Source organism: Mycobacterium noviomagense (assembly GCF_010731635.1).
Lineage (GTDB): Bacteria > Actinomycetota > Actinomycetes > Mycobacteriales > Mycobacteriaceae > Mycobacterium > Mycobacterium noviomagense.
On record NZ_AP022583.1, the window covers coordinates 3,084,138 to 3,098,137 of the forward strand.

Annotated in this window: 13 protein-coding genes; 6 read left to right on the forward strand and 7 right to left on the reverse strand. The window is 64.5% G+C overall.

Features of this window, described 5'->3' with window-relative positions; translation table 11 throughout:
• Positions 1-26 precede the first annotated feature (26 nt).
• From G6N15_RS14475 to G6N15_RS14485, 3 genes are read left to right on the forward strand one after another with little or no spacing between them, the layout of a single operon-like run.
• Positions 27-1,007, forward strand: a complete 981-nt coding sequence (locus G6N15_RS14475) for an LLM class flavin-dependent oxidoreductase (protein ID WP_083086216.1) — start codon at positions 27-29, stop codon at positions 1,005-1,007.
• Between the two features lie 38 nt (positions 1,008-1,045).
• The gene (locus tag G6N15_RS14480) at positions 1,046-2,107 is read left to right on the forward strand and encodes an NAD(P)H-dependent amine dehydrogenase family protein (protein ID WP_372506537.1); all 1,062 of its coding nucleotides are present in this window, start codon (positions 1,046-1,048) and stop codon (positions 2,105-2,107) included.
• 22 nt (positions 2,108-2,129) lie between these two features.
• A complete protein-coding gene (locus tag G6N15_RS14485) occupies positions 2,130-2,768 on the forward strand; it encodes a maleylpyruvate isomerase family mycothiol-dependent enzyme (RefSeq protein ID WP_083086430.1) in 639 nt (212 codons plus the stop codon).
• A gap of 3 nt (positions 2,769-2,771) precedes the next feature.
• Here G6N15_RS14485 and G6N15_RS14490 read toward each other — a convergent pair whose 3' ends face one another.
• From G6N15_RS14490 to G6N15_RS14505, 4 genes are all read right to left on the reverse strand, one after another.
• Positions 2,772-3,614, reverse strand: coding sequence for an SDR family oxidoreductase (locus G6N15_RS14490; protein WP_083086211.1), 843 nt, complete (start codon positions 3,612-3,614; stop codon positions 2,772-2,774).
• An 80-nt stretch (positions 3,615-3,694) separates the two neighbouring features.
• The gene (locus tag G6N15_RS14495; protein ID WP_083086428.1) at positions 3,695-4,999 is read right to left on the reverse strand and encodes a TetR/AcrR family transcriptional regulator; all 1,305 of its coding nucleotides are present in this window, start codon (positions 4,997-4,999) and stop codon (positions 3,695-3,697) included.
• A gap of 250 nt (positions 5,000-5,249) precedes the next feature.
• Positions 5,250-5,897, reverse strand: a complete 648-nt coding sequence (locus tag G6N15_RS14500; RefSeq protein WP_083086208.1) for a nitroreductase family protein — start codon at positions 5,895-5,897, stop codon at positions 5,250-5,252.
• A gap of 10 nt (positions 5,898-5,907) precedes the next feature.
• Positions 5,908-7,194, reverse strand: coding sequence for an amidohydrolase family protein (locus tag G6N15_RS14505; protein ID WP_083086206.1), 1,287 nt, complete (start codon positions 7,192-7,194; stop codon positions 5,908-5,910).
• Between the two features lie 194 nt (positions 7,195-7,388).
• Here G6N15_RS14505 and G6N15_RS14510 point away from each other — a divergent pair, with 194 nt between their 5' ends.
• The gene (locus G6N15_RS14510) at positions 7,389-8,174 is read left to right on the forward strand and encodes a spirocyclase AveC family protein (protein WP_083086204.1); all 786 of its coding nucleotides are present in this window, start codon (positions 7,389-7,391) and stop codon (positions 8,172-8,174) included.
• 13 nt (positions 8,175-8,187) lie between these two features.
• On the opposite strand, the gene G6N15_RS14515 is transcribed toward G6N15_RS14510, so the two are convergent.
• The 3 genes from G6N15_RS14515 to G6N15_RS14525 are packed head-to-tail and all read right to left on the reverse strand — an operon-like array spanning position 8,188 to position 11,374.
• Positions 8,188-9,117: an SDR family NAD(P)-dependent oxidoreductase gene (locus G6N15_RS14515; RefSeq protein WP_083086202.1), complete on the reverse strand. Its 930-nt coding sequence runs from the start codon at positions 9,115-9,117 to the stop codon at positions 8,188-8,190.
• Complete coding sequence (locus tag G6N15_RS14520; protein ID WP_083086200.1) at positions 9,114-10,220, reverse strand: acyl-CoA dehydrogenase family protein; 1,107 nt, start codon at positions 10,218-10,220, stop codon at positions 9,114-9,116. The genes G6N15_RS14515 and G6N15_RS14520 overlap by 4 nt, the downstream gene beginning before the upstream one ends.
• On the reverse strand, positions 10,217-11,374 hold the full coding sequence (locus G6N15_RS14525; RefSeq protein WP_083086425.1) for an acyl-CoA dehydrogenase family protein: 1,158 nt from the start codon (positions 11,372-11,374) through the stop codon (positions 10,217-10,219). The genes G6N15_RS14520 and G6N15_RS14525 overlap by 4 nt, the downstream gene beginning before the upstream one ends.
• Positions 11,375-11,475: 101 nt before the next feature.
• On the opposite strand from G6N15_RS14525, the gene G6N15_RS14530 reads away from it, so the two are divergent.
• Positions 11,476-13,131, forward strand: coding sequence for a nitric oxide reductase activation protein NorD (locus G6N15_RS14530; protein WP_232070239.1), 1,656 nt, complete (start codon positions 11,476-11,478; stop codon positions 13,129-13,131).
• A 4-nt stretch (positions 13,132-13,135) separates the two neighbouring features.
• Positions 13,136-13,930: a CbbQ/NirQ/NorQ/GpvN family protein gene (locus G6N15_RS14535; RefSeq protein WP_139797733.1), complete on the forward strand. Its 795-nt coding sequence runs from the start codon at positions 13,136-13,138 to the stop codon at positions 13,928-13,930.
• Positions 13,931-14,000 lie beyond the last annotated feature (70 nt).

Sequence of the window (14,000 nt, forward strand, 5' to 3'; positions counted from 1 at the left end):
GCAATCCGAATCGATCGGCAACACTGATGTTCACGCTTAGGTTCGACATGCGGGCGCCTGAGAAAGGTGCTCGGCCGAGCGATCTTTACGCCGCCGCGATCGAGATGTGCGCGTGGGCAGCAACACGCGGCGCAATTGTCGCGGTGCTCTCCGAGCATCATGGCACCGACGACGGACATCTACCCTCTCCGCTGATATTCGCCGCGGCGACCGCTGCTCGGACCGAGCGCCTAGCGATCATCCTTGTCGCCGTGCCTATCCCGTTCTGGGATCCGGTCCGGCTGGCCGAAGAGATGGCCGTGTTGGACATCATCAGCAACGGCCGCGTCACTTATGCGTTCGGTATTGGGCATCGGGCTGAAGAATACGAGCACTTCGGCGTGGACATGCGCCGACGCGGGCGGCTCGCGGGCGAGAATCTGGCCTTGCTGCTCGAACTGCTCAAGGGAGAGGCGGTGATCCACGAAGGCCGGCGTATCCACGTGACGCCGCGGTGCGCCACCAACGGCGGCCCGAATATCATGCTCGCGGGTGGCAGCCCGGCTGCCGTCAAGCGCGCCGCGAAGCACGGCCTTGGCTTCATTTCGCAGACGAATAACCCTGCACTGAAAGAGCTTTATGAGTCGCAATGCCGGGCCAACGGACACGCGCCCGGGTTTACGCAGTTCCCCGACGGCAGCGCACCGACCGCTGTGTTCGTCGCGGACGACGTGGATGGCGCGTGGAATGAGCTGGGACCGTATCTGCTTCACGATGCAATGACGGCGGCGGCATATCGGCACGGCGACGACACCGTGGCAAGCATTTCCCGGGCCCAGACTGTGGAGGAACTGCGTGCCGCACCAAGGCCTTACCGCATTTTCACGACCGATGAAGCAACCGAGTATGTGCGTGGCGGCCGCAGCTTGCCACTGCTACCGCTGTGCGGCGGCTTACCGCCCGGCCTCGCCTGGCCATACCTTGAGCGAGCCGCATCGGCAGCGGCACAAGCGCACGAGAACGCCTGAAAGCCAACAACAGAGGGAGGGAGATGGCCGTGAATCACATTCGCGTCGTGGTCTGGTCGACCGGGGGTGTCGGCTCCATCGCCATCGACGCGATTCGGCGCCGGCCGGACCTTCAGCTCGTCGGGGTCTGGGTGCATTCCCCGGCGAAGGTCGGGCGCGACGCCGGCGAGCTGGCCGGCGGCCCGGCGATCGGTGTGTCCGCGACCAACGATGCCGATGCGCTGATCGCGCTGCAGCCAGATTGCGTCGTGTATGCCGCCAGCGGCCCGCAGCGCGATGCCGACGCGGTGCCCGACTATCTGCGGTTGCTCAAGGCGGGGATCAACGTTGTGTCAACCACCTCAACAAGTCTCGTCTACCCGCCGGCATACTTTGCGGCCGAATGGCGCGACCAGCTCCAAGAAGCGGCGACGTCCGGGGAGGCCTCGTTCTACGCATCCGGAATCTTCCCGGGGTTCGGTTCGGACCAGCTGGCTCTGGTTTTGACGACACTGTCGAAGAGAATCCGCGCCGTCAAGGCGACGGAGGTGGCGCTTAACGACCACTACCCGGTGGCCAGCGTCATGATGGACGGGATGGGGTTCGGCCGGCCGCTTGATTTCGAACCGATGCTGAAGACGCCCGGGTTCATCGAAATGGCTTGGAGCGCACCGATACACCTGATCGCCGACGGCCTCGGGGTCAAAGTGCAGGAGCTACACGGCTCACTCGAGCGGCAGTTGACCGATCGGGACATCGAAGTCGCGTTCGGCACGATCAAAGCGGGGACATGTGGGGCGGTCTGCACCCGGGCTGCCGGCGTTGTCGAGGGTCGGGAGGCAATTGTGATCGAGCACATCATCCGGATGGCCCGCGACGTGGCGCCCGACTGGTTGAGCTCCGAACACGACGCCACTTACCGCGTGGACATCGAGGGTGATCCCGACATTCACTGTGCCATGACGCTCGGCGATGTCCAAGGTCACGGGGCCGGGCGGGGCGCGATGACGGCTACCGCAACGCGCGTCGTCAACGCCGTTCCCTACGTGGTGGAAGCACCAGCGGGACTGCTCAGTTCGCTCGACCTGCCGCTAACTCTGCCCCGCCACGCCGTCGAATAGGCGCACGAGAATCACGATGCGAATCGATCGTGAACTTGTGTTCGCTGCAGTCGCGGACGAGCGGCGCCAGATGGCGACGCTGCTCGACGACTTGAACGATACGCAGCTGTCGACGCCAAGCCTATGCGCAGGTTGGGACATCAAGACGGTTGGCGCACATTTGCTCAGCGTGTGCACTGACAGCTTCTGGACGTTCCAGGGAATGGCTCTGCGACGCGGGAGTCTTGATCGCGCTATCGATGAGCTGGCGCGACGGCGCGCGCAGTTACCAGCCACACGGATCGCCGCCGCACTGCGGTGCCACGCTGACCGCAGGGTCAGTCCACCGGTATTCGGACCACTTGACCCGTTGGCCGACATATTGGTGCATGGTGGCGACATCAGGATTCCGCTCGGTATGGCCTTCAATCCAGACCGGGAACGCGCAGCGCTCGCGCTTGATTTCCTGACAAAGCCATGGCGATTCGGTTTCGTGCCAATAGGCTTCCTGTGCGGGATTCGCTTGTGTGCCATTGATATCGACCGGTCTTGGGGAACGGGAGCGGAAATCCGGGGGCCGGTAGCGGCGTTGATGATGACGGTCTGCGGCCGCAGCGCGCTACTTCACCAGCTCGAGGGACCCGGCTTACAACCACTCCATGATCGTCTCGCGCGCCGATAACAGCTACGTCAGCGACACGCGCCCCATGATCAGGTCGATGATCGGCTTACCGGGCGCCCACGACCCGGTAAGCGACGACATCACGTGACCGTTGTCGACGAGAAGAGTGACGCCGCTGATGCCGCACGCGGCATCGCTGTTCAAAAAAACCATCGCGTTGGCCATCTGCTGCGGCGTGTGGATCTCGCAGCCGGTCGCATCCCGGTAGTCCTGGGCAAAGGTCAGCCAGAGATCGGCATTCGCCCGGGCAAGCGGCGTATCGGTCGGGCCCGGGCAGATCGCGTTGATGCGCACACCCTTGGCCAAGAACGGGTACGCCTTTGTCGCGACGTATGCGTTGATCGCCTGCTTACTGAAGCCGTAGTGGATGATCCCTTCCGGCTCATGGGCCTTCGCCCAGGCGTCGGCCGACTCGTAGTCGGGTGTCGCCAGGAACTCCTGCAACCGCGGCAAATCACTTTCCCAACCGATGCCGCCCACAGATGAGATAAAGCAGATCGCCGAACCGCGGGGGAGTCGGCCATCGGCCAGCATCGTCTCGATCAGATGCCGGTGCCCGATGAAGTTGATACGCATCAGCTTCGGCCCGTCCGCCACGCCGGCCGCCGAGAAGATGGCGTGGACAGGTCCGTCGACCTGCTCGAGAGCGGAGTCGATCGACGAGCGATCAGACAGGTCGACCTGCACCGTTTGCGCAACCTCGTACGGCACCGGGGCGTAGTCCATCACGACCACATGGGCGCCGAGCTCCGCCGCGGTCTGGGCTGCGGCAGCGCCCATTCCGGTGGCGCCGCCGACGACGAGCACCCGCTTGCCGTCGTATCGGAACTGATCGATGGCCGTCATGGCTCTCCTCTCTGAGGCTACTGCAGAAGCACAAAAGCACTCTACGCGGAACATATATTTGGTTTCAATAGGTTCGGCGTTCAGCCCGTGCGCTCGGCGACTCCGCGCACCACCGTGTCGCGCGCAAGGCTCAGCGCGGTCTGTTTCCCCTGGGTCCGAACGATGTTTTCGGGCATCCACAGAACGTCCATGACGCAGCGCGAGAGCATCTCGAGCGAGGGGCTGTCAATGCGGATGTCTTTAGACCTAATCCCGTCGGATAGCAACGATTTGAGTTGTCGCAGCCGCATGGTGAACAACAAGCCGGGATTGGGCGTATCCGGTGGAGACTGGCGCATCCATGCCAGCTGGATCTTCCACTCGTCCGGGAAGCGGTCCAACGCATTGATGTTGATCCAGGTCAGTGCGTCGAGCTTTTCGACGGGTGTTGCATCAGCGCGAAGGACGCTGGCAAATCCTCCGCCGGCCTTGTGGCCGAACGACTCCATGATCGACGCGAGAAGTTCGTCCTTCGAGCCGATCAGTCGGTAGACGGTGCCGGTGCCGAGTCCAGCGGCCGAAGCGATGTCTCTGATGGTGGTGACTTCGTAACCTTTGCGGCCGAATTCGGCTCGCGCGACCGCGCGGACATACGCGGCCTTGTCGTCGACCTCAGACTTAGTCTCCTCGACCCATGTCTCGATGGCTTCTTCCGCGACCGCAAACGCCTTGGAATTGTTCAATTCCTGGTCACTGGGCGGTCGGCTTGCGAGCCCCTGCAACATGATGCGGCACAATAGCGCTGCGGCCTGGTCGGCGACAGCGGTGTGCCGGATGATGTCAAGCCCGACATGCATCATCGACTGGCAAATGCGGTCGGCCAGCGTGGGCAGATCGATATCGGCTCTGATGTAGCCGCTCCACCTGCCGGCCCGCAACGTCTGCAGCATCGCCTCCTGCACGGCGGTGGGTGGCTGCCGCAGGAGTGCAACGAGTTCCCGATTGGCGCTCGGCGCCTCATAGAACGACATCTGCAGCGCGGCGCGATGCTGCACGGCACACCGCGCGATCGCCGCACCCAGCTCGACGATCTGTTCGGAGATCGGACGCGAGCCGGGGTCATCCAGTCTGTCGTGGGCGATTTCGCCGATGCGCTCCAGATCGGCGTGATATCGCCGGACCAGTTCGACCAGGATCGCTTCCTTGGACTCGAAATGGTGATACAGGCTTCCGGGAAGAATGCCCGCGGCGTCAGCGATCTCCTGCAGCGACGTCCGTAAGCCCGAAGACGCGATCAACGAAGCAGCGGTCTGGAGGATTTCGGTCCGCCGCGTCCCGTCGTCGTAGGCTCCTCCGGCATCCTTGCCGGCAGCCCCAGAGCGGGAGCGGCCAGCCCGTACCGGCACCTTGTTGTCGCGTGCCTCTAGGCGGGCAGGGTTCGCGGAGACCGTAGCCCGGGCCGGTTGCTGAAGCCCCACAACACCTCCACGGCGCCGGATTGCGTCCTGGTCGGGCCGAAACGCCGACCCAACTTTTGGTTTACGCTACCAGAGGGTAACCTCGCTGTGCGCCCGCTGAACGGGCACGCGCCGCCCGAACCCCGTAGCTATGTCGGGTTTGCTGTCAAGGCGCCTGACACGTTCATCAGTGCTACGTCTAAATGGTCGGGCCGTCCCACCCGTTGACGGCGACCACCTCCTCGAGTGGCCGTCGACGTGCCGGGTGAAACGTCTTGCCGTGGCGCAGACGGCCAACCGGAAGGAGGCACCCCTGCACGTAACTGTCCGGGATGCCGAGCAGCTCGCGGACGGCGTCCTCGTGGTGCAGGTGCAGCGTCGTCACGCAGGTCCCGTAACCGCGGGTATGCAGGGCAAGCTGGAAATTCCACACCGCCGGGAAGATCGAGCCGTACAGGGTGGCCTGGTGGAACGACTCGTCGCCGTCGATGCGTGGCAAATATGGTTCATAGCAGGGGATTACGAGCAGCGGCACTTTCGCCATGTTCTCGACGAGCCACTCGGTCGACGACATCAGACGCCCACCAGGGGTGTCGGCGGGCACCAATTCGGCGACCATCTGGCCGCCCACCCGCAGCAGGTAGGCGTCGCGGTACAGCCCGGCGATCTTCTCGCGCAGCGTGGGGTCGGTGACCACGAGCCAGCGCCAGGACTGTTGGTTGGATCCGTTGGCCGCCTGTAATCCGATGCGAAGGCAGTCACGGATGTCGCCGAGGTCGAGGGGCGCATCCAGATCGAGCGACTTTCGGGCCGACCGGGTTGCGGTCAGTAGGTGCTCGATGTCCACGAGACTGCAGTCAGTTCGACGTCGGTAGCTTCGCGGCAAGGTCCAGCACTGTCACGGTGTCCGTGCCGGTCTTCTTGAGCCGTGCGGAGGATCGGTAACCCAGGTCGACGTCTTTGGCCTGCGCCCGCAGGGCGCCGACGGTGGCCTGCTCACGTGGGATGTGTTTGAACAGGTCGAACGAGAAAAGCCGGATGGCGTTCTCGTGGGTGATCTTGTTGATCTCGTCGTCGGGCACACCGTCGAGGTAGATGGCCAGCGTCTCCGGCGCGACCGGCCAGGTGGAATCGGAATGCGGATAGTCACATTCCCACGTGATCATGTCGATGTTGAGCTTGTGGCGGCTCTCGATGCCGAAGCCGTCGTCGATGAAGCAGGTGATGATCCGCTCGTTGAACACATCGCTGGGCAACTTGTCGCCGAAATCCTGATGCGTCCAGGCCCGGTGCATCTTGTAGACGCGGTCGATGCGTTCGAGGAAGTACGGGATCCAGCCGATCCCGCCTTCGGACAACGCGAACTTCAGGTCGGGAAACTTGCGCAGCACCGGCGACCACACTAGGTCGGCGGCGGCGTTGACGATGCTCATCGGCTGCAGGGTGATCATCGTGTCGACTGGCGCCTCGATCGATGTGATGACTACTGACGACGACGAGCCGATGTGCAGGCAGACGACCGTGTTCTCGTCGTTGCAGGCCTGCCAGAACGGATCCCAATGCGGGTTGTGCAGTGAGGGATACCCGAGTTTTTCCGGGTTCTCGGAGAACGTCACCGCGTGGCAGCCCTTCTTGGCCACCCGCCGCACCTCCTCGGCCATCAACTGCGGGTCCCAGATCGGCGGCAGCGCGAGCGGAATCATGCGACCGGGGTACGTGCCGCACCACTGGTCGATGTGCCAGTCGTTGTAGGCACGCAGAACCGTCAGGCCGAGGCCCTTGTCCTTTGCGCGAGCGAAATATTGACCGCAGAACTGCGGGTAGGACGGGAAGTTCATCGCGGCGACGACACCGTTGGCGTTCATGTCGCGGATCCGCTCATGGATGTTGTAGCAGCCCTCGCGGATCTCGCTGAGTTTGGTTGGCTCGGCGCCGTACTCGTCCGGTGGGCGGCCAGCGACCGCATTCAGACCGACATTGGTCGCTTCCTGCCCTTCGAATACCCAGGCGTCCGTGCCGTCGGGTCGCTGGATCAGCTTGGGCACATCGTCCTTGTATTTCTCGGGGATGTGACCCTCGAACATGTCGGGGGGTTCGACGAGGTGGTCGTCGACGGAGACCAGGATGAAGTCGTCCATTTTCATGGTGTCTGCTCCTTGTGCGTCCGACGAGCGCGACTTTACTGTGGAACAGATATTTGGTCAACAAAGTCGGGAGATCGGGCCGTGGGCGCTGTCATCATGTTGGGCACGCTATTCGGATTGATCGTCCTGATATTCGGTCTGGTGCAACACTTCGACCCGGAAGCACGTCGTGCTCCGAGCCAAGAGCGTGATCGATGAGCGCCGAGTTGACGTCCCTGCTGAAGGCGGCGATCGGCTTCGCCTACGTCGGAGGCGTCGCGTTTGTCGCAATTGGCGTGTACCTGAGCTATCGCCAGCGCCGCCTGCACCCACTCCTGCTCCTGTGCATCTCGGCGATCTCGTTCTCGTGGATCGAGGCCCCCTACGACTGGGCGATGTACGCGCAGTTCCCCCCTGCGCTGCCTCGCATGCCGTCGTGGTGGCCATTGAACATGACGTGGGGCGGGCTGCCCTCGTCCGTGCCGATCGGCTACATCTCCTACTTCGTGCTGCCCGCCGTGATCGGCGCGACGCTCGGTCGATGGTTGAGCGCGAAGTTTCGCTGGCGCAGACCCGCCACGCTCCTTACTGTCGGGCTCGTCGTCGGGTTCTGCTGGGCCTTCCTCTTCAACGCGATCGTGGGAGCCCGGTTGGGCGTCTTCTACTACGGCCGTGTGATCCCAGGGCTGGGACTGTGGGAAGGGACCAAGCACCAGTACCCGATCTACGACTCCCTGGCGATGGGCGTGCAGATGATGGTCTTCACTTACCTGCTTGGGCGGACGGATTCCGAAGGACGAAATGTCATTGAAATGTGGGCCGACAAGAGGTCGACGAGCCGACTTCAATCGTCGGTTCTGTCCGTCATCGCCGTCGTCGTCATCGGAAACGTCCTCTACGGAGCTGTTTTCGCGCCTCATCTCGTGACCAAGCTGGCCGGTTGGGTGACCGCCGGCCCCACGGCACAGTTGTTCCCCGGTGTAGCGAACCAGCCCCGGTAGGCGATCGCAGTAACTACGTAGTGATTCCCAGCCGCTCGCAGACGCCGAAGACTTCCTCGAAAATCGATCCCGGCACGGTGAACGGTTCGGTGGCCGACACCTCGGCCAGATGCTCAGCGACGTCTTCGACGGTCGGTTTGCTTCCCGGCTCGGCGAGCCAGCCCTGGCCGAGCCCGACGAACACCCGCGCGAAGCGCCCAGCACAGGCGGAGTAATTCTGATGAGTGAGGTCACACTCGCGGCTGGCCAGGAAGACGACCATGGGGACGACCAGTTCAGGCTGGATGACTTTCAGAAAGCCCAGTTCTTCAAGCGCTTTCGCGTCGCCGACGGTTTCGGTGACCATGCGGGAAAACCCGAACGGCAGCACGGTGTTGGCCAGGATCCCGTGCTCGGCGCCTTCGATCGCGATGACGTTGGTCAGCCCGACCAGGCCGGCTTTGGCCGCGGCGTAATGCGCTTCGAGTGGCTGGCCGAACATCCCGCCGGACGAGGAGATGAACACGAACCGGCCGTAGCCCTGGGTCTTCATCACCCGATAGGCGGGCTGGCTCAGATAAAAACCGCCGTCGAGATGCACGCTGAGCATGCGTCGCCAGTCTTGAGGCGACAGCTCCTCGAACGGGATGCTGTTGAAGATGCCGGCGTTGCTCACCACCGCGTCGAGGCGGCCGAACCGGTCGAGGGCGGCGCGCACGATCGTCTCACCGCCTTCGGGGCTGTCGACCGAATCATGCGACGCCACTGCGGTGCCGCCCGCCCGCTCGATCTCCTCGACGACCTGGTCGGCGACCGTGGCGTCCGACCCCTCTCCGTGCATGGTTCCGCCGAGATCGTTGACGACCACAGCGGCGCCGCGGCGCGCCAGCTCGATCGCGTACAGCCGGCCAAGGCCTCGCCCTGCTCCGGTGACGATGGCGACCTGGTCGGTGAAGTTGATCATGCGTTGCTCCTTGCCAATTGGTGTACGAGTTGCGCACCGACCTCCTCGAGGTAGCGGTCGGGTCCGCCATGGAACGACTGCCAGTTCAGAAGGCGCTTGAGATAGAGATGGGCATCGTGCTCCCAGGTGAAGCCGATACCGCCGAAAACCTGGATCGCGGTGTCGCCGACGGAGGCCAGCTGGCAGGCGAATGCCTTGGCGCGCACGGCGGCCAAGTGCCGCTCGTGGGACTCAGCGGCGTCGGCAGCCCACAGCGCGTGCATGACACCGCCACGTACCAGCTCGACGGTTTCGAACATGTCGACGCACAGATGCTGAATCGCTTGGAACGAACCGATCGGTTGGCCGAATTGCTTGCGCACCTTGGCATATTCGACTGCTGAATCCATGACCGCATGGGCAGCGCCGAGCGCGTCGGCGGCAGAGGCGATCAGCACGTCGTCGATGAGCGCGTCGACCGTATCCGGGGAGCCGACGGCGAGACGCTGCGCCGGGGCATCGTCAAGTGCGACGCGGAACTGCTTGCGGGTCTGATCGATTCCCGGCTGCGGTGTTACAGCGACACCGGGGGAGGAGGTCTCCACTGCGAAAAGCGCTGTGCCGTCGGGGTCGTTACCCAGCACCAGCAGCACGTGTGCCGCGGCAGCGTCCGGTAGCTGGGCGATCTCGCCATGCAGCGCCACCCGACCGCCTTCCTCGCTGGCCCTCGGCAGCGATCGGTCGAAGTCCAAAGGGCCCACCGTGGCAATCGTGGCGCCGGCCGCGATCCCGGCCAAGAGCGCGGCTTCCTCAGCGCCAAATCGGGTCAGCGCACGAGTCGCCGCGACTGCGCTCGATAGCCAAGGCCCCGGGTAAAGCGCCGCACCCAGTTCCTCGAGGACGATCCCGGCTTCCACCATGCTCATGCCAGCACCGCCGTGCCGTTGCGGCACCAAAAGCCCTGTGGTTCCGAGGTCGGCAAGGCCTCGCCAGACGTCCCATGTCATGCCCGTCGGATCATCAAGTAGAGGGCGCACGTGACCGGCGATCGTGGCTTTTTCGGCAAGGAACCGCCGCACGGTGTCGCGAAGGGCCAGCTGCTCGTCGCCCATCTCGAGGTTCATTTGCGCGGCAACCCCAGGACGCGTTGCGCGGTGACGTTCTTGTTGATCTGCGTCGTGCCGCCGGCAATCGTGAGCGAGCGCGAGGCCAGCCGGCGCTCAGCCCACCGACCATTGGCGGCGACGGGCCCAAGCACGTCGAAAGCTAGTGCGGCAAGGTCTTGCCCGAGCTCGCCCCATATCGTCTTGGCCAGGCTGGCCGACGCGAAGGCGTCGCCACCGTGCAGCATCGCCGAAATCGACCGCTGGCAAAGCACTTCCAGGTACTTGGTCCGCACCGCCAGCTCTCCAAGGCGGCGCAGCGTCACGGGATCCTGCAGCGCCGGCCGGCCGTTGACCGCGATCCCCGCCAGATCGGCCACCAGATCCTCGAGCTGCACCTGCAATCCGGCGTATAGCCGCGCTGCTCCGGCACGCTCATGGCTGAGCGTGGTGGTGGCGACCTGCCAACCCTGGTTTTGCGGGCCGAGCAGCGCATCCGCCGGCACCCGCACATCGTCGAAGAACAGCTCGGCGAAATCGGCTTCTCCCGTGAGGGTCACGAGAGGCCGGGCCTGAATGCCCGGTAATGCCATGTCGACGATCAGGCATGAGATCCCCTTGTGCTTCGGCGCTTCCGGGTCGGTACGCACGTACAGCTGGCACCAATCAGCTCGGTGCCCAAGCGAAGTCCAGATCTTCTGACCGTTGACCACGAAATGGTCTCCGACCCGCACCGCTTTAGTACGCAGCGAGGCGAGATCCGATCCAGCCTCAGGTTCCGACATTCCCTGACACCAAATATCGTCGGCGCGAACCATCCGGGGAAGCAGCGTGCGTTTCTGCTCCTCGGTTCCGTACTGCATGATCGCCGGCGCGATGTTGTTGATCCCGATGACGTTGAGCGGGACAGGCATCCGTGCCCGAGTTGTCTCCTCGGCGTACACGAGCTGCTCCAGCACCGTCGCGCCGCGACCGCCGTACTCACGCGGCCAAGAAACGGCCGCCCAGCCTGCGTCCGCGATCGTCGCGTTCCATGCCCGCAGCGTCTCGAATGCAGCATCGTCGCGGCCGCCCATGCGGCCCGCGGCCACAACGTCATCGGTCAGGTTGGCAGACAGCCACGCCCGCAATTCATTGCGAAAGTGCTCCACTTCGGCAGGGTATGAAAAATCCACGGTGTCCTGTCGGCCTCACACGTTTGACTGCGGCCAAGCCGAACTCTACGGTGGAACAGATATTTGGTCAACCAGACGCCACCCTGCCGGAAGAGGGCTCCGTGGAAGAAGCAGACAGTCTGCGGCGCTTCAACCTGCTTGCCTCCGCGCTCGCAGGCCGCACGGTGCAGGTCGCAGCGGGCATGCCTGGCGAGCCGGCCTGGACCGACGGCAGCCTCATCTTCCTGGACCCGGCCACCAGCGTCCGATTCCAGCTCGAAGCGCTAGCCATCCAGGCGTCGCTGCTCGCAGCCGGAAGCCTCGAACCTGCGATCACGCGCAGGCTCAACCGGCGCTCCGCGGTGGCGCGGCGATACTTGGCCATCGAAGGCCATCGGGCGCTGACAACAAACGAGGATCTGCTGCCGTTGTCGGTGCGCCCGCTGATCGACCGGGAGCTCGCAGCGCGAACCGATTCGCCCGCCGCGTCGCTGGCCGCTGCGCGGAGCCGCGAGGCGATCGCCGACCCGCCCATGGTATTCGGAGAGATTCGTGCGCGAAAACTATTGGCTTTCAAGGAGAAATTGCACACGACCGGCCAGCACATCCCGCGTCAGCAGCGTGACCAGGTACTCGCCGAACTCGACGACGACAACGCCGGGAACGCTGTCGATATGTTCTCAAGCCCGATCGGCGGCGGCGGTGCGCTGGGCCGGTTGTTCCAGAAGATGCTCGGTGCGGTGCGCCGGCTGGGTGAGGGCGGCCAGCCCGGGGCGGATACCCCGACGCACCGGAAGCGCTCCACTCCGCGAGGTGGCGCCAGCGCCGTCGTCTCCAACCGCATGGCGCCAGCGGTGGACGGGGCCGAGGAAGAAACCGGCGGCACAAAGTATCCCGAATGGGACATCTACCGGCGCCGGTACCGGCCGGACTGGTGCACGGTGCACGAGGTGGAGCCGCTGCCTACGGGTAGCACATCGACGGGAATGTGGGGCGGTTACGGTGTGCGTCGACCGCTCGCCCGCCTCGGGCTGGGTCTGGACCGGTACCACCGACAGCCTCAAGGCGACGACATCGATATCGACGCCGCGGTCGAAGAACGCGTGGAGCTGATGGCCGGCTCCGCCCCCGACGAGGCAGTGTACGTCGACAGCCTTCGCCGCCGCCGCGACCTTGCCGCGCTGCTTTTGCTCGATGTCTCCGGCTCGGTGGCCGAGCCCGGCGCGATCGGTGAGACCGTACACACGCAACAGCGCGCGGCGGCGGCTGCGTTGACGTCTGCTCTCCATGATCTCGGTGATCGTGTGGCGCTGTATGCCTTTCACTCGCAGGGCCGCTCGGCGGTGCACCTGATGCCGGTGAAGCGCTTCGACGACAACCTCGACGCCCTGGTGATGCGGCGACTCAGCGGGCTGAAACCAGGCGCGTACTCCAGGCTGGGGGCGGCGATCCGGCACGGCGCCGCAGTGCTGGAGAGCCGGGGCGGCACGCCACGTCGGCTGCTGGTCGTGCTGTCTGACGGTCTGGCGTACGACCACGGCTATGAACGCGTGTACGGCGCCGCCGACGCGCACCGTGCGCTTGCCGAGGCCCGCCGCCGGGGCATCGGATGCCTGTGCCTGACGGTCGGCGCCAGTACGAATGTCGATGACCTGCAGCGGGTATTCGGCAGCGCCGCGCACGCGACTATTCCGCGGCTCGAGGAACTCGGTCAGGCCATCGGACCGCTGTTTCGCTCGGCGCTGGGCTCTGCTGATGTTCGACGGCGGGTGGCGTAGCGAAATGCGCGGACCGCGACCCTACTACGTACCCGTCGGCAACGAAGAGCAGATCTTCAAAGCTGCCTTCCGGCAGAGGCTTTCGATTGTGCTCAAGGGACCGACCGGGTGCGGCAAGACTCGATTCATCGAAGCCATGGCGCATGACCTGGACCGGCCGCTGATCACCGTAGCCTGCCACGACGACTTGACGACCGCGGATCTGGTCGGGCGGTTTCTGCTGAAAGGCGGCGAGACGGAGTGGGTCGACGGCCCACTGACGCGGGCCGTGCGCGAAGGCGCGATCTGCTACCTCGACGAGGTTGTCGAGGCCCGCCAAGACACCACCGTCGTCCTGCATCCCTTGGCAGATCACCGCCGTCAGCTCCCGATCGAGCGGCTCGGCATCACACTGGACGCCGCGCCGGAATTCTGCCTTGTGGTGTCGTATAACCCGGGCTACCAGAGCGTGCTCAAGGATCTCAAAGACTCAACGCGGCAACGAATGGTCGCGATCGAATTCGGCTTCCCCGCGCCGGACGTCGAGGAGAAGATCGTGGCGCACGAAGCTGGCATCGACCACGACAAGGCTGCCGAGCTGGTGCGGTTGGGCCAGGCGATCCGCCGCCTGGAAACCGCGGGGCTGCGCGAGGTGGCCTCGACGAGAGTGCTCGTTGCGGCGGGCCAGCTGGTGGCCGAAGGACTGACCCTGCGCGAAGCCGCACGCGCTGCGATCGCCGGGCCCCTCACCGACGACTCCGTGGTGTCGAGCGGGCTCGTCGAGATGATCGACGTGTACCTGAGCGACCACCCCAGTTGACGATGATTGACGGTCGCCACAGCCACCGCTAGGGTCAGAACAAATATTAGGTCGTACCGCACAGTCGTTG

Excerpts from the sequence above, each read along its gene's own strand:
- G6N15_RS14505 (WP_083086206.1), bottom strand. The coding sequence starts at position 7,194 with ATGAAAATGGACGACTTCATCCTGGTCTCCGTCGACGACCACCTCGTC.
- G6N15_RS14520 (WP_083086200.1), bottom strand. The coding sequence starts at position 10,220 with ATGAACCTCGAGATGGGCGACGAGCAGCTGGCCCTTCGCGACACCGTG.
- G6N15_RS14515 (WP_083086202.1), bottom strand. The coding sequence starts at position 9,117 with ATGATCAACTTCACCGACCAGGTCGCCATCGTCACCGGAGCAGGGCGA.
- G6N15_RS14510 (WP_083086204.1), top strand. The coding sequence starts at position 7,389 with ATGAGCGCCGAGTTGACGTCCCTGCTGAAGGCGGCGATCGGCTTCGCC.
- G6N15_RS14490 (WP_083086211.1), bottom strand. The coding sequence starts at position 3,614 with ATGACGGCCATCGATCAGTTCCGATACGACGGCAAGCGGGTGCTCGTC.
- G6N15_RS14475 (WP_083086216.1), top strand. The coding sequence starts at position 27 with ATGTTCACGCTTAGGTTCGACATGCGGGCGCCTGAGAAAGGTGCTCGG.
- G6N15_RS14535 (WP_139797733.1), top strand. The coding sequence starts at position 13,136 with ATGCGCGGACCGCGACCCTACTACGTACCCGTCGGCAACGAAGAGCAG.